The 23,348-nt window shown below is 58.1% G+C and carries 23 protein-coding genes and 4 pseudogenes; 11 read left to right on the forward strand and 16 right to left on the reverse strand.

Annotated elements, in window-relative coordinates; translation table 11 throughout:
• Nucleotides 1–38: 38 nt before the first annotated feature.
• The 6 genes from QMX98_RS07810 to QMX98_RS07835 form a co-directional block, all read right to left on the reverse strand.
• Entirely contained in the window at nt 39–374 is a 336-nt protein-coding gene (locus QMX98_RS07810) for a hypothetical protein (RefSeq protein ID WP_010459119.1), read from the reverse strand.
• A gap of 152 nt (nt 375–526) precedes the next feature.
• Nucleotides 527–1,807 (reverse strand): MFS transporter, encoded by a 1,281-nt coding sequence (locus tag QMX98_RS07815; RefSeq protein WP_282410518.1) that lies wholly within the window; start codon nt 1,805–1,807, stop codon nt 527–529.
• 63 nt (nt 1,808–1,870) lie between these two features.
• Nucleotides 1,871–2,749 (reverse strand): alpha/beta hydrolase, encoded by an 879-nt coding sequence (locus tag QMX98_RS07820; protein ID WP_010459117.1) that lies wholly within the window; start codon nt 2,747–2,749, stop codon nt 1,871–1,873.
• A 41-nt stretch (nt 2,750–2,790) separates the two neighbouring features.
• Nucleotides 2,791–3,795 (reverse strand): 4-hydroxythreonine-4-phosphate dehydrogenase PdxA, encoded by a 1,005-nt coding sequence (locus QMX98_RS07825; RefSeq protein WP_010459116.1) that lies wholly within the window; start codon nt 3,793–3,795, stop codon nt 2,791–2,793.
• 304 nt (nt 3,796–4,099) lie between these two features.
• Entirely contained in the window at nt 4,100–4,528 is a 429-nt protein-coding gene (locus QMX98_RS07830; RefSeq protein WP_282410519.1) for a DUF1801 domain-containing protein, read from the reverse strand.
• Between the two features lie 120 nt (nt 4,529–4,648).
• Nucleotides 4,649–5,584 (reverse strand): Ppx/GppA family phosphatase, encoded by a 936-nt coding sequence (locus QMX98_RS07835; RefSeq protein ID WP_282410520.1) that lies wholly within the window; start codon nt 5,582–5,584, stop codon nt 4,649–4,651.
• Nucleotides 5,585–5,796: 212 nt separating this feature from the next.
• On the opposite strand from QMX98_RS07835, the gene QMX98_RS07840 reads away from it, so the two are divergent.
• Nucleotides 5,797–6,249 (forward strand): thiol-disulfide oxidoreductase DCC family protein, encoded by a 453-nt coding sequence (locus QMX98_RS07840; RefSeq protein WP_282410521.1) that lies wholly within the window; start codon nt 5,797–5,799, stop codon nt 6,247–6,249.
• Nucleotides 6,246–6,614 (forward strand): DoxX-like family protein, encoded by a 369-nt coding sequence (locus QMX98_RS07845; protein WP_282410522.1) that lies wholly within the window; start codon nt 6,246–6,248, stop codon nt 6,612–6,614. The genes QMX98_RS07840 and QMX98_RS07845 overlap by 4 nt, the downstream gene beginning before the upstream one ends.
• A 70-nt stretch (nt 6,615–6,684) precedes the next feature.
• On the opposite strand, the gene QMX98_RS07850 is transcribed toward QMX98_RS07845, so the two are convergent.
• Nucleotides 6,685–7,284, reverse strand: coding sequence for an HD domain-containing protein (locus tag QMX98_RS07850; RefSeq protein WP_282410528.1), 600 nt, complete (start codon nt 7,282–7,284; stop codon nt 6,685–6,687).
• A gap of 327 nt (nt 7,285–7,611) precedes the next feature.
• On the opposite strand from QMX98_RS07850, the gene QMX98_RS07855 reads away from it, so the two are divergent.
• A complete protein-coding gene (locus tag QMX98_RS07855) occupies nt 7,612–8,676 on the forward strand; it encodes an alpha/beta hydrolase (RefSeq protein WP_042932165.1) in 1,065 nt (354 codons plus the stop codon).
• A 93-nt stretch (nt 8,677–8,769) separates the two neighbouring features.
• On the opposite strand, the gene QMX98_RS07860 is transcribed toward QMX98_RS07855, so the two are convergent.
• The 4 genes from QMX98_RS07860 to QMX98_RS07875 all read right to left on the reverse strand — a co-directional run bounded on the left by QMX98_RS07860 (nt 8,770) and on the right by QMX98_RS07875 (nt 11,409).
• Nucleotides 8,770–9,228 carry a metallophosphoesterase family protein gene (locus QMX98_RS07860; protein WP_077750085.1) on the reverse strand — a complete coding sequence of 153 codons (459 nt, stop codon included), beginning with the start codon at nt 9,226–9,228 and terminating at the stop codon, nt 8,770–8,772.
• A gap of 19 nt (nt 9,229–9,247) precedes the next feature.
• On the reverse strand, nt 9,248–9,838 hold the full coding sequence (locus QMX98_RS07865) for a DUF4157 domain-containing protein (protein WP_083377108.1): 591 nt from the start codon (nt 9,836–9,838) through the stop codon (nt 9,248–9,250).
• Between the two features lie 90 nt (nt 9,839–9,928).
• Nucleotides 9,929–10,093, reverse strand: a complete 165-nt coding sequence (locus QMX98_RS07870) for a DUF2986 domain-containing protein (RefSeq protein ID WP_010459110.1) — start codon at nt 10,091–10,093, stop codon at nt 9,929–9,931.
• Between the two features lie 179 nt (nt 10,094–10,272).
• Nucleotides 10,273–11,409, reverse strand: coding sequence for an alkene reductase (locus QMX98_RS07875; protein ID WP_282410523.1), 1,137 nt, complete (start codon nt 11,407–11,409; stop codon nt 10,273–10,275).
• A gap of 90 nt (nt 11,410–11,499) precedes the next feature.
• Between QMX98_RS07875 and QMX98_RS07880 the strand changes: the two genes are divergently transcribed.
• Nucleotides 11,500–11,898: a helix-turn-helix domain-containing protein gene (locus QMX98_RS07880; RefSeq protein ID WP_282410524.1), complete on the forward strand. Its 399-nt coding sequence runs from the start codon at nt 11,500–11,502 to the stop codon at nt 11,896–11,898.
• Nucleotides 11,899–11,971: 73 nt separating this feature from the next.
• Here QMX98_RS07880 and QMX98_RS07885 read toward each other — a convergent pair.
• The 3 genes and pseudogenes from QMX98_RS07885 to QMX98_RS07895 form a co-directional block, all read right to left on the reverse strand.
• Nucleotides 11,972–12,367 (reverse strand): annotated as a pseudogene (locus QMX98_RS07885) (MBL fold metallo-hydrolase); the annotation flags it as partial.
• 21 nt (nt 12,368–12,388) lie between these two features.
• A complete protein-coding gene (locus tag QMX98_RS07890) occupies nt 12,389–13,387 on the reverse strand; it encodes an acyltransferase (protein WP_282410525.1) in 999 nt (332 codons plus the stop codon).
• A gap of 247 nt (nt 13,388–13,634) precedes the next feature.
• Nucleotides 13,635–13,976 carry a hypothetical protein gene (locus QMX98_RS07895; RefSeq protein WP_010459105.1) on the reverse strand — a complete coding sequence of 114 codons (342 nt, stop codon included), beginning with the start codon at nt 13,974–13,976 and terminating at the stop codon, nt 13,635–13,637.
• Nucleotides 13,977–14,183: 207 nt separating this feature from the next.
• On the opposite strand from QMX98_RS07895, the gene QMX98_RS07900 reads away from it, so the two are divergent.
• Nucleotides 14,184–14,432: a hypothetical protein gene (locus QMX98_RS07900; protein WP_010459104.1), complete on the forward strand. Its 249-nt coding sequence runs from the start codon at nt 14,184–14,186 to the stop codon at nt 14,430–14,432.
• Nucleotides 14,433–14,567: 135 nt separating this feature from the next.
• On the opposite strand, the pseudogene QMX98_RS07905 reads toward QMX98_RS07900, so the two are convergent.
• Nucleotides 14,568–14,880: pseudogene (locus QMX98_RS07905) on the reverse strand (VOC family protein).
• A gap of 232 nt (nt 14,881–15,112) precedes the next feature.
• On the opposite strand from QMX98_RS07905, the gene QMX98_RS07910 reads away from it, so the two are divergent.
• The 3 genes from QMX98_RS07910 (at nt 15,113) to QMX98_RS07920 (ending at nt 18,687) form a co-directional block, all read left to right on the forward strand.
• Complete coding sequence (locus tag QMX98_RS07910) at nt 15,113–15,595, forward strand: HIT family protein (RefSeq protein WP_200668620.1); 483 nt, start codon at nt 15,113–15,115, stop codon at nt 15,593–15,595.
• Between the two features lie 670 nt (nt 15,596–16,265).
• Nucleotides 16,266–16,715: a hypothetical protein gene (locus QMX98_RS07915; RefSeq protein ID WP_010459101.1), complete on the forward strand. Its 450-nt coding sequence runs from the start codon at nt 16,266–16,268 to the stop codon at nt 16,713–16,715.
• Nucleotides 16,716–17,028: 313 nt separating this feature from the next.
• Nucleotides 17,029–18,687, forward strand: coding sequence for an arylsulfatase (locus tag QMX98_RS07920; RefSeq protein WP_010459100.1), 1,659 nt, complete (start codon nt 17,029–17,031; stop codon nt 18,685–18,687).
• A 109-nt stretch (nt 18,688–18,796) separates the two neighbouring features.
• On the opposite strand, the pseudogene QMX98_RS07925 reads toward QMX98_RS07920, so the two are convergent.
• Nucleotides 18,797–19,591, reverse strand: a pseudogene (locus QMX98_RS07925) (transporter).
• Nucleotides 19,592–19,811: 220 nt separating this feature from the next.
• Between QMX98_RS07925 and QMX98_RS07930 the strand changes: the two are divergent.
• The 3 genes and pseudogenes from QMX98_RS07930 (at nt 19,812) to QMX98_RS07940 (ending at nt 23,261) form a co-directional block, all read left to right on the forward strand.
• Nucleotides 19,812–21,080, forward strand: coding sequence for an OmpP1/FadL family transporter (locus QMX98_RS07930; protein WP_102593359.1), 1,269 nt, complete (start codon nt 19,812–19,814; stop codon nt 21,078–21,080).
• 381 nt (nt 21,081–21,461) lie between these two features.
• A complete protein-coding gene (locus tag QMX98_RS07935) occupies nt 21,462–21,704 on the forward strand; it encodes a hypothetical protein (RefSeq protein ID WP_081853949.1) in 243 nt (80 codons plus the stop codon).
• Between the two features lie 120 nt (nt 21,705–21,824).
• Nucleotides 21,825–23,261 (forward strand): annotated as a pseudogene (locus QMX98_RS07940) (IS1182 family transposase).
• Nucleotides 23,262–23,348: the final 87 nt, after the last annotated feature.

Consider the following 23,348-nt stretch of genomic DNA (forward strand, 5'->3'; position numbering starts at 1 on the left):
CACAATTGCGCATCCGCAATCAAGACCGGGTATTGGGCTTACTGAACGTTTTTCAGCTTGACCACATCACCGGAGATCTTGGTGGTGTAGCCGGTCAGGACCCACGCCCAGAACCAGTTTTCCTGCACCTGGGTGTTGATCATCGCGTCACCGCCCTTGGCTTTGATCGCCGCGTTCTGAGCGCGAACAAAACGGTTGTTCTGCTGGATCGGGATCACGCCGAACAGCAGCAGGCCCGTGGCGCTCGCTTCACTGTGGCCCAGGACGGTGTATTGACTGCTTTCATAATGCTGGGTGTTCATCGGCGTGCCGGTGCAACCCGCCAGAACCAGACCGAACAGGGCTACTGCGACAACTTTACTAACGTACTTCACTGAAAAAGCTCCATGAGATATTGCCCGGGATCCATCTCTCGGGCGGCGCACACTCTAACGGATGAGGTGGCCAATTGGTATCAGCTAAAGCAGGTGATTGGCCGCCCCTTGGTTGGCGGCGGCTTTTGTTCGATAGAGTGAAACGTCGCGTCTCAGCTCTGAGTTATCGCAGCCGGTGAACGCGCAGATGAAACAGGCTCGGGAGCAGGCTCGTCGTCCAGCTTGATAAACATCGCCAGCAACGGCCCCATCAGCACCACGGCGATGGAAGCGCCGAACGCCACGGCCCAGTTGTTCCCCGTGATGTCCAGCAACCAGCCGATCACCGCCGGTGACACGGCGCCCGCCAGGGCCATGCCGGTGAAGGTGCACGCGCTGGAAGTCGCCGAATGTTCGTGGGACACCTCGGTGCCAATGACCCAGAGCGGCGAGTCGGCCAGTTCCGAGCAGAAGAACGAGAAGCTCAGGCCGCAGGCGCAGATGATCAGGTCGTGGGTGAACATCAGCGGAATCAAGCCGATGATCGAGGCCAGGAAGCCAAAGATGATCAAGTCACGGCGTGAGCGCAGACGGTTGCCGGTGACTTTGAAGCGCCAGTCCGAGAGCATGCCGCCGACCGCGGTGCCGACGGTCCCGCCGAGCAGCACAAAGGTCGAAAACAACGCGGTGTGGGTCAGGTCCATGCCGTAGCGCTGGGTGAAGAACGATGGAATCCAGTTGAGGAAGAACCACAGCACCCAACCGTGACAGAAACAAGTGGCAGCGGCCGGCCACACTTTGCGCAGCATCTGCGGCCAATTCACCGGTTTGGCCGCCACGGGTGGTAGCGGCACGGCGGCGGTTTCGAGCAGTTTCTTCGATTCGCTCAGGCTGAAATACATGACGAACATGTAGATCAACGTCACCACGCCGAGAATGACGAAGGTCAGTCGCCACGAAAACTGAATGATCATGAACGTCACGATCAAAGGCGCCAGTGCATTGGCCAGGCGTCCGGACGCATGCATCATGCCCTGGGCCGTGCCGCGTTGGGTGATAGGGATGGCGCGGGCAATCATGCGCGCCGCTGTCGGGTAGATCGGCGCTTCGCCGATACCGACCACGAAACGTGCAATCACCAAGACCACCAGACCACTGACCAGCCCTGTGGCAATGGTCGCGGCCGACCAGATTATGCCGTACAGCAACATCGCCTTGCGCGAGCCGATACGGTCACTGAACCAGCCGCCGGGAATCATGAAGCAGCTGTAGGCGATGGCGAAGGCGGAAAACATCATGCCCAGGTTGGTGTTGCTGAAACCCAGCTCCTTGCTGATCGTCGGGGCGGCGACGGCCAGGTTGGTGCGGTCCACGTACATGATGAACGCCATGATGCAAAGCAACACGAACGTCAGCGTTGCCCTGCGTTTTTGCGCGAGCGTAGTCGGAATCATTTTTTCCACCTTTTTTTATAGTTCTAGTGGGCAGGCGGTCATCCCGGACCGCCTGTCATTGCGTTACTTGAAGAAGCCGTGCAACACCTCGTAGGTCTCGTCCGGGCATTCTTCCTGCAGGTAGTGGCCTGAGGGCACGGTGGCGGTCTGCACGATGTTGGTGGCGTAGCGGCTCCAGATTTCCGCGGCATTATGGTTGCGCCCGACGCCACCCTTTTCGCCCCAGAGAATCAGTGCCGGATTGTCGATCCGCCGGCCCGCGTCGAAATCGGCGGTGTCCATGTCCAGGTCGATGCCGAAGGTGGCGCGATAGTCTTCGCACATGGCGTGGGTGGTGGCCGGATTCTTGATGCAGCGGATGTAATCGGCCAGCGCTTCGGGCCCAAAGAAACTGGTGCCCTGATCGGTCTTCGACAGCTTGCGGCGGATGAAGAACTCCGGATCGGCGTCCATCATTCGCTCTGGCGTCGGGGCGTCCTGGGTCATGAAGAACCAGTGCCAGGAAAACTTGCCCCACTGGCGTGTCACGTTATTCAACAAATAATGCTGCGGCAGCATGTCGACGAAACCGGCCTTGAGCACCTTGTCGCCGTGATCCAGGCACATGCGATGCAGGACCCGCGCGCCACGGTCGTGACCGGCGGCGTAGAACTGCTCGAAACCCAGCGATTGCATGACTTCAACCTGGTCCTGGGCCATGGCACGGAAGGAATAGGCCGAATGATCGCCACCGCCCTCGGGCTTGGAGCTGTCGCCGTAACCGCGCAAGTCGGTGCAGACCACGGTGAAATCCCTGGCCAGGCGCGGCGCGATCTTGTGCCAGGACAGGTGATTGAACGGGTTGCCGTGCATCAGCAGCAACGGTGGGCCTTCGCCGCCCACGACGGTGACAATCTCGGCACCGCTGGTTTTGGTAATGGTCTTGGTGAAATGCTCGAACATGGTGTCAGCCTCGATTTTCTTCTCGATCACTTGGCGGGTGTTTAGCGCTTGGATTTGCGTGCGGCAGCGTTGTCAGCGGCGACCCGGAACGCAGCCGCCATCGCGCCGACGTCTGCAATGCCTTTACCGACGATGTCATAAGCCACGCCGTGTGCCGGAGTCGCGTAAACAGTCTTCAGGCCACCGGTCAGGGTCACGCCGGATGAGAAGCCCAGCAGCTTGGTCGCGATCTGGCCCTGGTCGTGATACATGATCACCACTGCGTCGAAATCACCGTTGCGCGCCTTGATAAACACCGTGTCCGATGGGAACGGCCCCTCGCAGGCCAGGCCTTTGAGGCGCAAGGCTTCGAGCGTCGGGCGGATGATCGTGATCTCTTCATCACCAAACAGGCCGTTCTCTCCGCCATGGGGATTGAGCGCCGCGACGCCGATACGCGGCGCGTTGTTGCCCAGCGCACGCAACGTGTCATGGGCCAGTTGCAGCGCCCCTTCGATGCGGTCCGGTTGCACCATGTCGACGGCTTTGCGCAGCGCTACATGGGAGGTCACGCGGAAGGTCGAAAACTGCGGGATGATGTTCACTTCGCCGAAGTAACCGACGTGTTCGGTCCAGGCGGCAAACATCTGGTGTTCGTCGTGGTACTTCCAGCCACCGCGATGCAGCCCGGCCTTGTTGAGCGGCGCGAAGCAAATGCCATCGAGCTCACCGGCCAGGGCCATGTCGGTCATGATCTTGAGGGTTTCGCCGGTCAGACGACCCGACTCCGCGTTGACCAGACCGCGCTCATACAGCGCAGGATCCACGTTATGTAAATCGATCAAGGGCACGGCGGCCTGGGAATGGTCGGCCTCGCGCAGGTGCACAATCTTCTGGTAAGGAATGCGCTGCCCGGCGTCACGCATGCCGAGCTCGAGCACTCGCTCGTCACCAATGATCACCACATCCGCCCGTTCACGTGCTTCAGGCGTCGACAACAGCTTGACGACCAACTCAGGGCCAATGCCGGTGACATCGCCCAGCATAAGTCCAATCAGGGGTTTCATCAGTTCTTCTCCAGTCCAGGCAAGGTGTGTCTTTTATTGTTATGGGCAGCGCCGATGGCGGAACGCAGGCCAGAAGTCCGGTGCAACCACTGAGGCCCATCCTAGGCCGACGGGCCGGGCCTTCAAGGTGCAAAACGTGGGGTGGGGGTTCACAGAATGTGGTTTGAGAGGGGTGTAGCAGGAGGTGGTGAAGCAAGGTATTCGGACGGTATCTACGGATACCGACGAAGTGCCCTACAAGAGCTGGAGAAGCAAACGAGCACGCGCAATGGGATCATGATGAATAACCCCACCTCCCTTGCTCTCATTTCGCCGTTTTGGCACCCGCGGTTTTTCGCGAACTGTTGAGGACGACGGCGGCAATGATCAACGCCTTCAACGCACTCTCATCAATCTCATCGCCTTCATGCACATCAATCGCCCGTCGGGTATTGCCTTCAAGACTGGCATTGAAAAGTCCCGAAGGATCCTCCAGAAAAGCGCCCTTGGCGAAGGTCATCTTCACGGCGTTCTTGTACGTCTCGCCGGTGCAGATGATGCCCGCGTGTGACCACACCGGAACGCCCCGCCATTTCCATTCCTCGACCACATCGGGGTCGGCGTGCTGGATGATCGTTCGAATCCTGGCGAGCGTTTCGCCCCGCCAGTCACTCAGCTCTTTGATTCTCGCGTCTATCAGCGCAGAGGCGCCTTCGTCCTCTGCGTTCTTTGAGCCGATGGGTTCCTTGTTCATGAGATAACCGCCTCCTTCAGGATGGTTTCGCCCGGTTCATGATAGATGGCGTTCACCCGCCTTTGAGGCGCGCTGACTGACGGCTTGCGTCCCTGACTGCAGTCAGTCATCAGAATCCAGTCAATGCCTGGCCATCAACCCATGTAACACCCCGACCCTTAAACCCGCTTCCGAAGGCGTCATTTGCGACAGGCCAAAGACCTTGAACGCGGCCAGCATGACCACCAGTCCGCCAGGCAAGCTATTCAGGCGATGGGGTTGCAAACCCGCCAGCCTGAGGTGATTGACCTGCCCCGCTTCAAGCAGGCGCAACGACAGGCGCAGCAGGCCGCCGTAGGTGATTCCGTCTTGGTCATCATCGTTCAAGCCGTTGGCCTTGAGGACTTTGGCGAGCATCCGCGCGGTGCCTGAAGAGCCGATGGCCTGCTGCCAACCCAGCGCCCGGTAACGATGTGCGACCTTTTCAAACTGCACCGTGGCGACGCGCTCGGCTTCCAGCAGGCCCTGAGCCGTAATGCAGCCTCCGTGAAAATAACGCGTGCCAAAAGTGCTGCTGCCAATGGCAATGCTTTCAGTCAACAGGGGCTGTGCGCCCTGCCCCAGAATCAACTCGGTGGAGCCGCCGCCAATGTCCACCACGAGCCGCATACTCGCGGCACTCGGTGTCGTGTGGGCAACCCCGGCATATACCAGCCGGGCTTCTTCATGCCCGGAGATCACGTCAATCCGAAACCCCAGGTGACGCTCGGCGCTGGTCAAAAACAACTGGGCATTGTCGGCTTCGCGCACCGCGCTGGTCGCCACGGCCCGCACTCGTCCGGCCTCGAAGCCGCGCAGCTTTTTGCCGAATCGCGCGAGCGCCTGCCACCCTCGATCCAACGCCAACTCATCCAGCGCGCCGCCCTGGAATCCTTCCGCCAAACGGACGGGCTCGCGCAGGGTTTTGACTTCCTGGATCACGATCTGCTGGTTGCGTCTGACCGACTGGCCAATCATCAGGCGAAACGCATTGGAGCCCAGGTCAATGGCCGCAAACAGAGAGGCGTCTCCTTTCATGGTGAGGATTCCTGGATAATTCATCAGCCCGTGGGTGGGGGTTGCGCTGGGTGTTCAGGACGGTTTGCGATGATCTTGCCATGCCTTAGGTGACACCCAGATGACACCGCCCTTTGTTAGCCATCCTCGATAGAGGCTGGCGCTTCCCGTAAAGACTTCCGGCCCAGCACGCGGTTATGATCCGGAGTAACCCATCCCCCATGGCCTCCTCTATGCAAGCGTCTACCATCCGCCCCTTTCCCGCGCCCTTGCTCCAGCCAGGCGAAACCGTGGTCTTGTTCGACGGCGTGTGCAAACTGTGCAACGGCTGGGCAAAGTTCCTGATCCGCCACGACCACCACCGGCGCGTGAGGCTGGCGGCAGTGCAATCGCCCGAGGGGCAGGCGCTGCTGGCGTGGGCAGGGTTGCCCCTGGATCAATTCGAGACCATGGCCGTGGTCCGCGACCGGCACTACTGGGTGCGTTCGGATGCCGTCTTCGAAGTCATCGCCCAATTGCCCGGTGCCTGGCGTCCATTGAGACTGTTGCGCGCCTGCCCACGCAGGCTGCGGGACTGGGCCTACGACCGCGTTGCGCTGAATCGATATCGGCTCTTCGGAAAATACGACACGTGCCTGTTGCCCACGCCCGACCATGAGCGTCGATTTTTGAAAGCGCCAACGTGAGCGCCTTGAAACGCACCCATTGGATCGCCCGGGGAAGCCTGGCGTTCATGTTTGCCTACCATGGTCTGGTGCCCAAGCTGCTGTGGCTGAGTCCTGGCGAGCGGACCATGATTCAGTCTCATGGCATCCATCAGGTGGAGGTGTTTGCCTATGCCGCCGGGGTCGCGGAGATTGCCTTGGCCTTATGGATAGTGCTCGCGCGACGCATTGCCTGGCCGCTGATCATCGCCTCGGCGGCACTGGCTGGCCTGCTGCTGGATGTCGCGATTTTCAATCCCTCCATGCTCAGGGATGCTTTCAATCCCGTCACCCTCAATGTGGCCGGACTGGCGCTGTGTGCGGTGGCCTGGAATAGCAGGGCTTGAGCGAACAAGTGTGAACCGATCCGCGCACGGACCGTATCCCGGGCCAAACCTGGAATAACGAGTGGAAAATTCACCGTTCCCAACGCGAACTCAGGATAACGCTGCAAAGATTCACCCGCTGGAAACCCGGATCCTTGTAGGCCAGGAAATCATCGTTGAAGGTCCCGAATGTACTCTGGGGCCGATGCTGCAGCCCGTGATAAAACGCGTCGATCATCTGATGGGCAAAGTCGGTATCGCGAGGATAGGCAGCGATCACCGCTTCGCGTTGTTCGTCCGTGAACAGCTCAAAACCACGCCCCGCCACGTCCATTCCCGCGCCGGCCTGCACCAGGGCAATCTCTGAATGCATATGCTCTGGAATGCCCGGCGTCGTATGGAACGCGACGGCGTTCCAGACTTTCTCGATGTCCCTTTCGGCAATGTGATGGCCTCGCAGGAAATCGCGCGCGGCATTCGCACTGTCCACCTCGAAACGAAGCTGACTCTCGCGATAGATCGAGGTCAGGCCGAGGTCGTGGAACATGGCAGCGACGTAGAGTAACTCCGGATCAAAGGCCTGGCCCTTGCGCTCTCCGAGCAACGCCCCCCAAAAGTAGACACGCGTGGAGTGGGAAAACAGCAACTCGCTCTCGGTATCGCGAATGAGCTGCGTCACCTCGCGGGCCATTTTGCTGTCAGGGATTTTCACGCTGAAAAGGTTGTTCGTCGCCACGGTTTATCCTCTGTCACAGATCGGCCCGTTGATTTGGAAAAGTGTACGCGTCGCCCGGGTCGCAACACTCCGCCAATGTCGGGAATTTTGAGTGCACCAATGGCCGCTATCTCAATGCGCCGCTGTGTATCACAGTGTGTACGGCTACCCTCTTGATACATGCGTTTTCACCGGGCCTGCGTTTCGACACAGGCCAGATACGTCGCCGCGTTCAAATGTTTTCAAGGTTTCAAGGGGCTCAGCCAGAACCCCTGGCCAACGCCTTGCAACGGAGACATCACCATGAAGATGGCAATGCAGAACAAAACCGGCATGACTCGTCGCCACCTGGTCAGCTCGTCGATCCTGGCATTCGCCCTGTTCGGCGCGCTCGGTGCGGCCCACGCACAAACGAGCGCCACCGTGCAGCCGGCGGCGATCAAGGCCGACGCCGCTCAGGCCACACCCTCCCCGTTCGGCCCGCTGAAGCACATCAAGGCCGGACTGCTGAACGTGGCCTACGCCGAAACAGGCCCGGCTGATGGGCCGGTGGTGATCCTTCTGCACGGCTGGCCGTATGACATTCACAGCTATGACGAAGTCGCCCCGCTGCTTGCAGCGAAGGGCTATCGCGTGCTGATGCCGTATGCGCGCGGTTATGGTGATACGCATTTCCTGTCCGATAAAACCCTTCGCAACGGCCAACCGGCTGCATTGGCCAGCGACGTCATTGATTTCATGGATGCGCTGAAGATCAAACAAGCGGTGCTCGGTGGCTATGACTGGGGCGCGCGTTCCGCCGGCATCGTCTCGGCGCTGTGGCCAGAGCGGGTCAAGGCGCTGGTTTCGGTCAGCGGCTATCTGATTGGTAATCAGGCGGCCGGCAAGAACCCTCTGCCACCCAAGGCCGAATTGCAGTGGTGGTACCAGTTTTACTTCGCCACCGACCGTGGTCGTGCTGGGTACGAGAAAAACACTCATGATTTTGCCAAGCTGATCTGGCAACTGGCGTCGCCAAAATGGGCGTTCGATGACGCCACGTTCGACCGCAGCGCCAAGGCCCTGGACAACCCCGACCACGTCGAGATCACCGTCTTCAATTACCGCTGGCGCCTGGGCATGGTCCAGGGCGAGCCTCAATACGAGGCGCTCGAACAGAAACTGGCCACGGCGCCGTCCATCAGCGTGCCGACCATCACCCTTGAAGGCGATGCCAACGGTGCGCCGCACCCTGCCCCCGAGGATTACGCCAAGCGCTTTACCGGCAAATACGAATTCCGGCTGATCAGCGGCGGCATCGGTCACAACTTGCCGCAGGAAGATCCACAGGCGTTCGCCAAGGCAGTGATTGATGCGGATCACCTTTGAGGCCGATCTGAAATAGTCCTTTCACAACGACGGCTCGTTTGATCAACGAGCCGTTTTATGTTGGAAAAAATTCCGCTGACCCCGTTCTGAACATCATTCCAGCAAAGACACCAGACGCGGTTCCAGGGACGTTTCGAACACATCCAGCAGCGCCAGCGTCACCGGCAGCTTGAAACGCCGCCGCCCCGCACTGCCGGGATTGAGGTAAAGCCGGTCGCCACGCCACTCTATCCGTGGCTTGTGCGAATGACCGGTGATCACCAGCTTGATGGCTGAGTCGAGCGCGGCCGGGACATCGGCGACGTCATGCACCAGCAGCGTTTCCCATCCGTCGAGATCAAAACGAAGAAGGTCAGGAAGTTTTTCTGCCCACGGGGCGTCCAGGTCATTATTCCCACGGACAACGTACAGCGCAGCGATAGCCTTGAGTTGATCGAGAATGTCGGCGTTGCCGATGTCACCCGCGTGAATGATCCGCTCACAACCCGCCAGGGCAGCCAGGGCTTCGGCACGGAGCAAGCCGTGAGTATCGGAAATCACACCAACTTTCATGCGCCGCTCCAGATCAGGTTCAAGGATGAGTGACAGCTCCGTCCCGCAACGTCCGCCTGACCTCAGCCTGTATGGCATAAGCCGGCGCCTCCACCGCATTGAAATCTTGTGTATACCGCTGGGCAAATCCTTCTACCCCCCATTCCTGAAACTGCTGCACATGCTTGAGCTCGTGAGCCCAGAGCACGATGTTCTGCTCTGCGCTTTCAGCATCCCGGAAGAGGATGATGTCGATCAGCGTCACGGCACCGACATCGGGGTTTTGCAGCATGGCAGTGGCGGCGTTGAACTGGCCGCTATCGCTGACTTTGTAGCGCGCGGCATCGAGGACGACGGGATCGTACCAGCGCAGCAATTGCTCCCGGATGTGCGGTGGAATGGGTTGCAGGCCGGTGACGGCGGCGTCGGCGCGGGCCTGGGTCAGCCACAGCGCCAAGGCTGGCGCGGCGATCTGGTAAAGGTCATCCGTCAGTCCCATATCTGGCAGGCAGATGCAGCCGTCCAGGCACACTTGCTTCTCGCCAGCCGGGCAGGCGCCGGTCTGGGCTGGCACTTCAAGCGTCAGGCAAAGAACAACAAGCGCCACCAGGCGCGTGATGATGGACGGCATTGGACGCTCCAGGGACGGATGCGGCGCTAACAGTGAATCGGCGTGTCGGCAAAACATCGCTGGACACGACAGACCACTGTTTCCTGCAACTCACTCGCTCTCAGAGGAAGTGGTGGGGTCGAGAGTGGATTCAGCCGCGAGCTTCAATCGATCAGCCTTGCTGATGTATTTAGACTTGCTTGCCGGTGCCAGTTTGGCACTGGCTTTTTTGGCATGCGCCTTTAATAGCTGCTTGATTTTTTTTTGACGATTCATGGTTTTTCACTCGGTGTGTCAGCGCCCGAATGATATCAGCTTAAATGGCCGGACCCGATCCCCGGGGTGCGCACAGGGTGCACAACGCGGGCAATTGACGACAAATCGCAGGCGCTGGCAGAACCGCCCGCCACCGAACGCCTGCCACCGCCGCAATCAGGCCAAGGCTGCGAAAAGCACTAACCGAGGGAATAGGCGGGGAAGTCCGTATAACCGACCTCGCCGCGGCGGGTGTAATACGCTGATCGGTCCGCTTCGGCTAACGGCCAGCCGTGCTTGAGACGCTCTGCAAGGTCCGGGTTGGCGATAAAGGGTCTGCCGAAGGCAATTAAGTCCACCAACCCGGTGTCGAGCGCAGCCTGCGCGCTGTTGCGATCAGTGAACCCGCCACACCAGATGATTGCGCCAGGGAACGCGGCCCGAACCTTGGCCAGCAGAGCGTGGTCGAGGTGGTTCGATTTGAACTCGGCCAACTCCATGTTTTCCTCAGGCATCAGCTCGTAGACCAGGTGCAGATAGGCGACGCCGAGACGACCCAGACGCTCAGCCACGTACAGCAAGGTTTCCTCGGTCAGCGGGTCCGCCGGAATACCGTTGAACTTGCCAAACGGCGACAGGCGCACACCCACACGCCCCGGCCCCCACTCACGCACCGCCGCTTCAACGACTTCCAGCAGGAACCGTGTACGGTTTTCCAAGCTGCCGCCTCCATATGAATCGGTGCGCGTATTGAGCACCGAGTTCATGAACTGCTCGACCAGATAGCCATTGGCACCATGGATTTCGACACCGTCAAACCCGGCCTCCCGGGCGTGGATGCACTCCTGGGTAAACGTGTCGACCAATGCCATCACCTCCTCTGACGCCAGGCGCCGAGGCTGGCCCGCCGGGATGTGGTCCAACTTGCCATCCGGGCCGTGGGCGAACACTTGCGACTCAGCCCTTTCGTCGGTCACGCCCCAAGGCGCCTCGCCGTTCGGCATGAGCGATGGATGGGCCATCCGGCCGACGTGCCACAGTTGCAGAAATATCGTGCCGCCGTTGCGGTGAACCTGATCGGTCACCAGGCTCCAGCCTTGCCGTTGGGCTGGCGTGTAGATACCGGGAGTCATGGCGTAGCCATTGCTGGAGGGCGCAACGTCCGTTGCCTCGGCGACGATCAGGCCGGCACTGGCTCGCTGCCCGTAATAGGTGGCCATCAATTCATTGGGGACGTCACCCTCGGACGTCCGCGTGCGCGTCATGGGCGCCATGACGATACGGTTTTTCAGTCTGAGGGTGCCGCCAACCAACTGAGATTCAAACAGGTCTATCATTGGGCTTCCTTCGGGTCGGATCTGATCGGAAGGAAAGCGTACTGTTCCTAAATCAGGCCTATCTACACACCGTTTAGTCAGTGGTACCCAATGAAGACAATCAATAGACTGCCGGGCTTGCCGATCGAGCGCACGCTGGCTGTGCTCTCCGGGCGCTGGAAGGGAGTCATCCTTCATGTGCTGCTGGACGGACCGCAACGCACCTGTGATCTGGAGAAGCGCATCGTCGGCGTTTCACAGAAGGTGTTGATCGAGCAACTGCGAGCGCTTGAGGAACACGGGATGGTGAGCCGGCAACCCAGCGCCCGGGATCGTCAGGGGATCGAATACCTGCTCACCCCGCTGGGCGAAAGCCTGCGGCCCATCCTCGAATTGTTGATCGAATGGGGCGTCCATCACGCGATGGAACTCGACGAGGCCGATCGGCTGTTGCCCTGCGAGGCAGTTGTTCGAGATCGCATTATCCGATCAGGGAATGAGAATGCCTGACTGAGTGCCCGGCATCGCGCCATGGTGATACGCATTGGGCCAGGTTAGCGCTGGCCCGGTAAAAGTTGTGCCCCCCCGGAGTGTGGCCGCCGGTCAGCTTGACGACCACGCCCGGTGCCACCTCATATTCGTCTTCGAACGTCTTCAGCTGGTTGTGGAAGGCATCCATGAACTGCTGGGCCGTGGACCGCAAAACGTCGGGCACCGGCGTCGGCATGGTGGTTTGGGTGAAGTCGGGAGTCGCCCAGAAATCGACCTCGGTCGCCGAAACGTGAATTCGCACATCAGGACGCAACCGGTTCTTCACCTCATCGACGAGCAGCCCGCCGATATGGTCCATGTGCATGTGGGTGATCACCACGTCGGTCACCGACGCCAGGTCAATGCCGGCCGACTCCAGACGCTTGGGGAACTGCCCGGCCCGCGGAAAGCCGGGGAACTGCCCACCCAGCCCAGCGTCGACCAGGATGGCTCTACGAAGTCACACGCACTAAGCCACCTTTTCGCCGCCTCGCCGTTTACCCACGCTGAACCTCGCGCCCGCCCGAAGCGCATGGCGGAGTTTCAGCGCCGGCCGTTCGATGCTGTAGTACGAAACGCAACTCAACCCGAACGACAGGATCAGAACGACGGCAACGATTTGCGCGTCGTAGGCCACGGGCCAGAAAGCACGCAGGAAGTACATCACCACAAAGTGATTCAAAAACACGCCATAGCTGATGTCCCCGAGGAATTCGTCAACCCGGTGAAACTTGAGTTTCGTCAGCACGTACACGGCCGGGATGCCTAAGGCGATGCCCGCCGTCACCTCCGCGTTAAACGGCCGACGCTCAATCAGTCCCGCTTCGATGGCCGCAAACATCAAGGCAGCCACCACGGCAGTGCCGGCAGCGATCGCTAAACCCTTCGCCTGCGGTTTGTACAGGTAGCTGCCGCACAGGAACATGAACAAGACGCCCGGCAACAGGCGATAGCCGTACACATCGGTGTTGAGGAAACCAAGACACGCAGTCATAAATACGGCGACAGACAAGACAAACGCAACGCCCCTCGCCTTGTAGATCAACAGGAATGGAATCACCAGGTAGAAACACATCTCCAGCCCCAGAGACCAGGCCGGCGGCAGAATCAGCGGCCCGGCGAGCCCGAACATGTAGAAGCCGAGGGGCACCATCGTGAGGCTCGCCGCGATGTTCCCGAGCGTCAGCTCGGCGGCTTGAGGCGTGCCGGGCAGCAGGCAATAAATCACGGCGCACGATGCCAGGAAGTAGAACAGGAATTGAGGGTAAAGCCTCAAGGCCCTGTCCATGTAGAACAGCCCGATTTTCTGCGGCGCCTTGTAATTGCGCTCGATGAGCGAGGTCATTACAAAGCCGCTGATGATCAGAAAGGAAATCACGGCAACCACGCCAGGGTTAAGCCCCGCGAACGTTTTACCCATATGAGAAACGGCTACAAGAATAGCCAACAGCAAACGATAAGCGCCCACTTACACTCCTGACGTCCTTGTATTTATGGCGCGTAAACTACGATGCTTTGCGTCCTGAGAACAGGATTATTTCGTGCTGCGGGAACCTGTTTACATTCGTGTGAGATCGACCAGGCAATCGATGCCGTATGGCGATTCGAATTGGCCCTGACAAAAAAAACCCCGCGACCGAAAGGCGGTGCGGGGCAAAAAATTGGTTGGTTGCGGCCAACCAAAGGAGCGCTTGAAAAACGTTTACGGGCCGGGGTCAGATGCAATCCTGGGCGGCGCGTCCGAAACTCGACGGCAGGAAGTTCGAGGCCAGCAAGTGCCGCTCGTAGATGAACACCTTGCCGCCACTGCCGGACTTGTAGGCCTCCAGCACGTTGTCCGCAGAGACTTTGCTCGGCACCACGATCCGGTAGCTGCGCTGGGTCTGCGAGACGGTCGGGCTCAACGCACTGCCCTGCAATTTCGGTACGACGCAGTCGGCGTATTGCGCAGGTGTCTTACTGGTCTGCAGGGTCAGCGTCGGGTCGTTCGGTGCAGAAGCGCAACCGGCGAGCAATAAAGAGGCAAACGCCATGGCAGGCACAAATAACGGGCGCATGGATGTCATCCTGAAAATAAAAAGTCCGGTTCATCGCGTGACGGGTCAGCATCACGGGCTGTGTTCGATGGGGGCGATTTTCCGGTGATTACTGACAAAGCAGAACTTGTCTTTCGTGATTGTCACTATTACCTCACGCAATAGTTGCGCGCCGTGCAGACTCGTACACACTCAATCACAACCGAAATACATTGATGAGGCCTCTCCTTGAGAACGTTTGACCTGATCCGCGACGCCGTCCTGCCCGAGTTCCGTGACCGGGTGGCCGAGTACTTGATCCAGTACGAAACTGTACTGCTGTGCGAAAACCCGCCCGACCGGGAGTTAACCCGTGCCACCGCCAACCAGCTGCGCGGTTATTTGCGCGGGCTGAACACCACGCGGGTGTTGGGCATGGCTGATTGGGAGGAACTGGATCGGCGGGTGGTGGATACGTGGCTAGCGCCCGACCAATGACAGCGGGTCCAGCCACCGGTCTCGGTCGATGAGACGGTTCACCCGTTGGTGGGTCATCTAGTGGGGTAATCGCGCTACGCCCTGCTGGGTATGTCCAACAGGATCATGGTGGCGAAAATCAAGGCGAACCGGGTTTTAATCGGGACTGAAGCAATAGGCCGCCCTCTTGTTGCCGTCCAGATCACGGGCATAGGCAGCGTAGGCATTCACAGGTACCGCCAGCGGCCAAAGCGGCTGCATGGAACGCGTCGATGGCGGCACGGGGCGGCGCTTCGAAACTGATGGTCACCCCATTACCGACGCTGGCAGGTGCGCCGTTCGCCGGTTTCAGAACAAAGAAGGACGGTGCGTTCTCGCCTCATATAGAACCGTTGTCGCCGAGGTCGGCAATACGCTTCTGGCCCAATTCGCCCAGTAAGCTGTCGTAGAAACGGCGGGCGTTGTTCAAATCATTGGTGCCGAATGAAACGTCAGTGAATACGGATTTTTTTGCGCTTCGTCAGGTGGAGAATGACGCGCAGTACGGCGTCGGGGTTTGGCCAAGAATGTGCCCCGAGCCTTTGAAAAACAGTGATGAATCGGCATTAATCCGATGTGAGAAGCGCATAGGCACAGAGGTGGCCTTCACAACAGTCGATGCCTTGATGCTCTGTGTGCCCCATGACCATGGACATCAGCACATGGAAATAGCACCACCATTCGTCATTCTTGAAACCACCCATTGGCTTCTCAATCATCATAGGTCGTCGGCGCTTCCCGGCTATTTGATGCTGGGGGCGAAAACTCAGGTCAACTCACTGGCTGAACTTCCCGAAGGTGCACTCGCAGAGTTGGGTGGGCTGATGGCCAACATCCAGAAAACCCTTGAATGGCAGCTGAAGCCGAAATGGCTCTACATCAGCCGATTCGGTCACGCCCCTGGCTACCCCATCCACTTTCACTTCATTCCGGTGTACGCCTGGGTCGAGACGCTTTTCTGGAAAGATGCCCGGTACAGGCTTTTGCAGACATTCGCCAGCGACGAAAACGCCCAGTCACTGACTGATGGAGCAGAACTCACGCTGTTCATCTGGCGTGAATTTGGAGAAAGCCCTGAGCCGCCTGAAGTTCAAGGGCCGTCAATCAAGCAGGTTATTGATGATTTACGAATAGCATTCAGATAGGGGGAGCGGTTTGTTCGTTTGGGGTCGATGTCCTTCGTGAACGGTAGCTATTGGTCGATTTCTGCCCGTCACCAGGGACTGCAATCGGCCAGAAGCTGCCGGTCAAAAGTACAGAAAACAAATCTGTCCCTTTCTTCTTTCTGGCCGGTTGGCTGACCGGATTGCGGGTTACGCGGGATGGTCACGTTGTGGCTGAAGGCCTTCTGGACGCAATTCGACGCAGAGTCCTTCGCAGCCGCCAATTGCCAGCAGGTCTGTTCGATCAGTGAGACACATTCGCTCCATGGCGGAGCAGGCCTGCCTGGAATCAAGCCCGGACGTACTGCTCAGTACCTGAACCACACAGTCCGTGTTGGATCGCCCGCGCTTGCGTGGCGCCGATCCGGGTCAATTTTCATATTGAGCATCATCTGATGGCGTCAGCGCCCTATTTCCTCTTGCCTAAATTGCATGCACTTTAGCGCCAGCGCGGCATCGTGCCGCAGCCACCCACCTACTTGCAGGTGCTCAAGCGTGTGAGCATGCGAGCTCACAACGTCTGATTGATAAACCGGGGGGATTCAGGGATTTAACGGGCTATAAAAGTAGACGTTCAAGAACGCACAGCGACGTTATTGAGCTATACCCGATAGTCCCCCCACCGCACTTCTTCCAATATTGGAGGTTGGCAATGAAACTCCGTCTCCCCCTGTCAGTGCTATTGACTACCGCAAGTCTCTTCGGCTGCACCAGCTCCTCACACCAATCAATGAATCTTCCGTTGGCAGCGACCCATAAAAACCCTGGTCATACCGCCACGACTACATTGACTGGCGAAGGCAATCAAACCAACTTTGACTTCTACATTACCGGCGTTCCAAACGGGACCATCCTGCCGCCGCGCATCTACACCTTCATCAACAAAGGCAGTTGCCAGCAACCCGGGCCAGTCGCGTACGCAATGAACGATAAGGTCAACACCGAACCCAATGCAGGCACCGGTGGATGGACCTTTTACAGAAGCGCGCCCATTACAATGCCAGACCTGCTTTCCGGCAAGTACGCCGTTGTCGTGCGTACTTCACCCGAGGATGGCAGCGCCGATATTTTCTGCGGCGATATTGCACACGCGACTCGATGAACCGTCGGTAGTCATTTTTAAGTCGAGTCGCGCTTTGTGGCGATTGTGTTTACCGCGTTCATGGTTGGTATCTAGTCAGTTTGTAATCCTGGCGTTACATACACCAACAAAACACGGCTATCGCCCCGTTCATTTGAAAAAAAACGCACTAGACTCCTTCCTGCGCCTTAACCCGTGCATGGTCATGCCACAGGGGGAAATGATTCTGTACGCAGTACCTAGGCTAATTACTCGGTGGTCAATGCACCATGGGTCAATGTTGATGTGCACCATCACCGGTTGCCAGCACCATGAAACAACGAGGAATCCTGGTATGGAACAGCTATCGGACCGTTTCAAACTATCAATAGTGTTTGCTGCGCTTTTGTCACTGAACGGACTTGCCCATGCGGCTCAGACGGAAAAGACCAATATTCTGTTTATCGTCTCCGACGATACCGGCTATGGCGACCTGGGTCCTTACGGCGGTGGGGTCGGTCGAGGCATGCCGACGCCCAGCATCGATGAGCTGGCGGCGGAAGGGGTCACTTTTTACTCTTTTTATGCCCAGCCAAGCTGCACACCGGGTCGGGCAGCCATGCAAACCGGGCGTATTCCTAATCGTAGCGGCATGACCACCGTGGCCTTCCAGGGCCAGGGCGGTGGCCTGCCAGCAGCCGAGTGGACGCTGGCATCGGTGCTGAAAACCGGTGGCTACGACACCTATTTCACCGGCAAATGGCATTTGGGCGAAGCCGATTATGCGCTACCCAATGCGCAAGGTTATGACGTGATGAAATACGTCGGCCTGTATCACCTCAACGCTTACACCTACGCCGATCCGACCTGGTTCCCGGACATGGACCCGGAAACCCGCGCCATGTTCCAACGGGTGACCAAGGGCGCATTGTCCGGCAAGGCCGGGGAAAAACCGATAGAAGAATTCAAGGTCAACGGCCAGTACGTGGACACGCCTGTCGTGGATGGAAAACCCGGCGTGGTCGGCATTCCGTTCTTTGACAACTATGTCGAAAAAGCTGCCCTGGAGTTTCTCGACACGGCAGCCAAATCGGACAAGCCGTTTTTCATCAACGTCAATTTCATGAAAGTGCACCAGCCGAACATGCCTGCACCGGAGTTCGTGCATAAATCCATGTCTAAGTCCAAGTACGCCGACTCGGTGGTCGAACTCGATACCCACATCGGCCGCATTTTGGACAAGCTCAAGGCACTGGGCCTGGATAAGAACACGCTTGTGGTTTACACCACTGACAACGGTGCCTGGCAGGATGTTTATCCGGACGCCGGCTACACCCCGTTCCGTGGGACCAAGGGCACAGTGCGTGAGGGCGGTAACCGGGTACCAGCCATTGCCGTCTGGCCAGACAAGATCAAGCCCGACACAAAAAACCACGAGCTGCTCGGTGGCCTGGATTTGATGGCGACCTTCGCCTCTGTCGCTGGCGTGAAGCTGCCGGAAAAAGATCGCGAAGGTCAGCCAATCATCTTCGACAGTTACGACATGACCCCTGTACTCACCGGCAGTGGCCCTTCTCCGCGCAAGGAGTGGTTCTACTTCACCGAGAACGAACTGTCCCCGGGTGCGGCGCGTGTCGGAAACTACAAGGCCGTATTCAACCTGCGCGGCGATGATGGCGCGCAAACTGGCGGCCTGGCGGTGGACACTAACCTGGGATGGAAAGGCGCAGAAAAATATGTAGCTACCGTGCCGCAGGTCTTTGACTTGTGGCAAGACCCGCAAGAGCGCTATGACCTGTTCATGAACAACTTTACTGAGCGTACCTGGACGATGGTGCCGATCACAGGCGCGATCATGAAGCTAATGAAAACCTACGTCGATTACCCACCACGCAAACTGCAAAGCATGGGTTATGACGGGCCGATCGAGCTGTCGCAATACCAGAAATTCCAAACCGTGCGTGACACCTTGAAAAAAGAAGGCATCAACCTGCCGATGCCAGCAGGTAACTGATCAGACAGGAGAAACATGGCGGCTTCATCAGAGGCCGCCACTTCGCCATTTTGACGTTTGCGAGCAGCGACCACTCGTGACGCCTACAGATGCATCAGCGGAGCTGGAATCATTTTGGAAACAACAGCGTATACGCCACCCGAAACCCCCAGCCTTGTGCGCCATCTTTCGGACTTTCAGCCCAATACCGTGGGCCCACTTGCAAGCTCATGGGTTGATGACCCACTTTGAACAGCTGGGTCACGAACAGGTTGATTGGCACTGACCATTCGCGGGTTTGCCAGTCGTAGGTGGACTCAGTGTTGATGCCGAAGGTGGTGTAGGTAGGGGTGGTGTAGCTGAAGAACGGTTGCAGGAAGGTCTGGTTGATTTTGTCTTTTTCATCGGGAGGGCTGTGGTCCAGCGACCAAATGTGATTGGCCAGGATACCGCGGGTCCAGCCGTTACTTTGCTTGAGGGCAACCACGGTAGGACCCGCCCCCCACTGCTCACCACTCAACAGCTCATCACTGCCGGTTGGCACCAGGATTACCGGTCCTGCCCCTCAAATCCAGCCGCTCGCGGTCGGGTGTTTGGGTGAAAAAAAGAAGCTCTGGGTCACATCACCGACCCCGGACTTGTCCGCCTGCCCACCTGGTACCAGACCGTGTTGATCGATAACTGGAAGGATGGTTCGGGAAATAAGGTTCCACTCGTCATTGAGGGTGAAGGGCAGCACCGGCTGGATATTGGTGACGCTTTGGTAGCCCTCGCCACTGGGGCCGAGTTTCTGGTTCCAGTTGTACTGAATCGGCACGCTGTACAGCGCAGCAACCGGGTTCAGTGATTGTTTGGCCAGCTCGGCCTGGCTATCGGCAGTTTTGCCGGTATCGGGCCAGATAATTACCAGGGCAATGACAGGCATGAGGTGGACGACTTTGCTCATCAGTAGCTCCTTCTCGATAACGAGAATATGCACTACCACTGCGGTTGTGCCGCCTCGATGCGAAGCGACCCGGAGAGCTTAGTTCAGGTTTTCTCGACTAGTATCAATTCGACTTGAGAAGGCGCGTGGGATGCCTGCTGTTACTCCATGGACATGCGTGCGTGCGCTACGTTAATTCGAAAATGGATAGAGGTTAACCATGCCAACCAAAACCACTGCCCTGCCTGCTTGTACGCTCCTCGCGCTGTGCTGCCAGCAAGCCTGGGCCGGCGGCATCATGCTCTACGAAATCGGCACCGATAACGCTGGCCTGGCCAACGCCGGTGCCGCCGCCCGGGCCCAAGGCCCAGCGACCATCGCCAGTAACCCGGCGGGTATGAGTTACCTGCCGGGCACGCAGATCACCGGCGGCTTGCAAGTGCTGTATGGCGACCTGAGCTTCGATCGCGACGCCGGCAGCAATGTGGCCGGCAGCGGCAGTGGCAATGCCCTCGAACCGATCCCCGGTGGCAGTTTCTTCATCAGCCATGAACTGGATGAACATTGGAGCGTCGGCTTCGGCCAGTACGGCGACTTCGGCTTGGCGGTCAACTACGACAACGATTGGTCCGGCCGCTACTTCGCGCAGAACTCCAGCCTGCTGGGTCTGTCCCTGGTGCCCAGCGTGGCGTATCGCTTCAACGAGCAATGGTCGGTGGGCGTTGGCGTCAAGGCCATGTACGGCATGTTGCAGGCGCAAACCGCCATCGACCGCTCTCCCTTCGGTTTCACCGATCGCGCTGACGGTCAGTACAAGTACAAGGATGGTGCCTGGGGTTATGGCGCCAACGTCGGGGTGATCTATGCCCCGCAATCCGGCACCCGCATTGGCCTGGCCTACACCAGCAAAGTCGACCTGGACTTCGAAGACCGGCTGGATGTGAAAGGCGACGGCCGTTTGCTGGAACGCATCAACGACACCAACACCAAACTCGACACCACCGTGCCGCAGACCGTGACCCTCAGCCTGTTCCAGCAACTGGACCGGCAATGGGCCTTGCTGGCCTCGGCCAACTGGCAGGACTGGTCGGAATTCGGTGAGATCGGCGTACAGGTCGACACCACGGCGTTTGGCGCGCAGTCGAAATCGGTCGATGCCGGTTTCAAGGACACCTGGCACCTGTCCCTTGGCGCGCAGTACCAGGCCACCGAGCAATGGCTGTGGAATGTCGGCGTGGCCTACGACAGCAGCGCTGTCTCCGATAGCAAACGCAGCGTGATCGTACCTATGGGCGAGTCCTGGCGCATCGCCACAGGCGCCACCTATGCTCTGAACCAAGACACCGACATCAACGTCAGTTGGGCCATGGTCTGGCTCGGCGACATGCCGGTGGACCAGACCAAGTCGATCTCGGGCAACCGAGTCTCCGGTCAGTTCGACGATGCCTGGATTCAAGCCCTGACCGGCAACATGACGTGGCGTTTCTGAAGTTCCGCTATCGAAAAATGATGACTCAATCCATGAATCGCATTTTGAGCCCTAAATTCCTCTGTAGAGGCAGACATAAATGTCTGCAATGGGCCCAGAGTGTGTAAAAACGCTTCGCCAAAATTGAAGTGTACGCGTCTACGTTAAATCTGAAATTTATCTGCACGTCAGCAGATGTCGATCTCGTGTAGAGGCGCGATTTCCAGTCCTGTTTTGAGTACCTGACGCGCTCACAAACGTTTTTACACAGTCTCGGCCAGAAGCGGACGCTCAGCCCACTCTTTTTCGGCAATACGTCACCGCCTGGCAGGCATTCCTAAAAAGGATTTACACTCGTTTTGCCTCGATTCAGACCGCTGTCTACATACGGGAAATAGACTTGTGCAGATTCAAATTATTTACACTCAAACAGGCATGTTGCTCTCCAAGCATCCTTACCCATCGTGGAGAGAGGTTCAAAATCAGTACCCTGACTACGTGACTTCGCTCGGACCCTGGGATGCAGATGCGATTATCGAATATCTAGCAGATGAATACCCCGAACTTTTACCGCATCCAAAAGAGCAAGTGGTCGCGTTAATTGAAGATACTCAAGAAACTAGAGTGCTTACTTTTGCCGCGTGAAAAACTTCCTGACGACCATTCGCCGATGTTCGCCAATGACGTCCGCTTTGGGTCCAGGCTGTGTGAAAACACCTGCAATTGTCTAATCTTCTGATCGTCTAGATCGTATCGAGGACGATCATGAAGCGATTCATTGAAGGCGAGGCCCGGACGCAAGTGACTCTGCTGCCGGAGTGTCTGGACGATTACGTAGCCGAAGAAAATCCAGTGCGCGTGGTCGATGTTTTCGTCGATGAACTCGACCTGGGCGCACTTGGTTTTGAGGGCGTCGATCCTGCCGCAACGGGTCGTCCGGCCTACCACCCAGCGGTGTTGCTGAAGATCTATATCTACGGCTACCTCAATCGGATTCAGTCCAGCCGCCGGCTTGAGCGTGAGGCCGAGCGCAACGTCGAGTTGATGTGGCTAACGGGGCGTTTGGCTCCGGACTTCAAAACCATTGCCGACTTTCGCAAAGACAATGGCAAAGCCATTCGCAGCGTCTGCCGACAATTCGTAGTACTTTGCCGCAACCTCAATCTCTTCTCCCAATCAATCATCGCCATCGACGGCAGCAAATTCAAAGCCGTGAACAACCGCGACCGTAACTTCACGCAGGGCAAAGTGAAGGTACGCATGCAGCAGATTGAGCAGAGCATCGATCGATATCTGGCAGCAATGGATTCGGCGGATCGGGCAACGCCCGAACTGGCTGAGGCCAAAGCAGAGCGGCTTAAGGAAAAGATAGAAACACTGAAAAAGCAGATGCAGAAACTCAAAGAAATCGAGGCGCAGCTTCACGACAGTCCAGACCAGCAAATTTCGCTTACCGATCCAGATGCACGTTCAATGGCCACAAGCGGCCGAGGCACCGGAACGGTTGGCTATAACGTACAAACAGCCGTCGACGACAAGCACCATCTGATCATTGCCCATGAGGTGACCAACGTTGGTAATGACCGGGCGCAGCTCAGCAATATGGCGAACCAAGCGCGTGAAGAGATCGGCGCGGAGTCGCTAACGGTGGTTGCCGACCGAGGCTATTACAAAGGTCTGGAAATCCTTGCGTGCGAGCAAGCTGGCATCACTACCTTCGTACCGAAACCCCTCACATCTGGCAGCAAAGCCGAAGGCCGATTTGGTAAGCAGGACTTCATCTATCTTGCGGCGTCGGACGAGTATCGATGCCCTGCGGGGCAGTTACTAACTAGGCGGCATTCGTCGATGGAAGACGGCATGTTATTGCATTGTTACTACTTCTCGGGCTGCCAGTCCTGCTCAATGCAAAAGTAATGTACGACGGGTAAGGAGCGCCGTGTGAAACGCTGGGAACATGAGGCTGTAGTCGATGCGATGCAAGTTCGGCTAGAACATGATCCAGCGATGATGAGGGTTCGTCGACAGACCGTTGAACATCCTTTTGGAGCGCTCAAGTTCTGGATGGGAAGTACCCACTTCCTGACCAAAACCCTGCCGAGGGTGAGCATCGAGATGAGCCTTCATGTGCTCGCCTACAACCTCAAACGAATGATGAGTATCTTCGGCATCGCAGGACTGCTTGAGGCGATCAGGGTGTGAACCCAGCTACTTGATCGTCCGTGAGTAGCCGTTTTGGGGGGGGGGGCGCGCCCCCCACCCCAAAGGAAAAAGATTTTTGTTTGGAGT

The sequence above is a fragment of the Pseudomonas sp. PS02303 genome (assembly GCF_029959925.1).
GTDB classification, from domain to species: domain Bacteria; phylum Pseudomonadota; class Gammaproteobacteria; order Pseudomonadales; family Pseudomonadaceae; genus Aquipseudomonas; species Aquipseudomonas mandelii.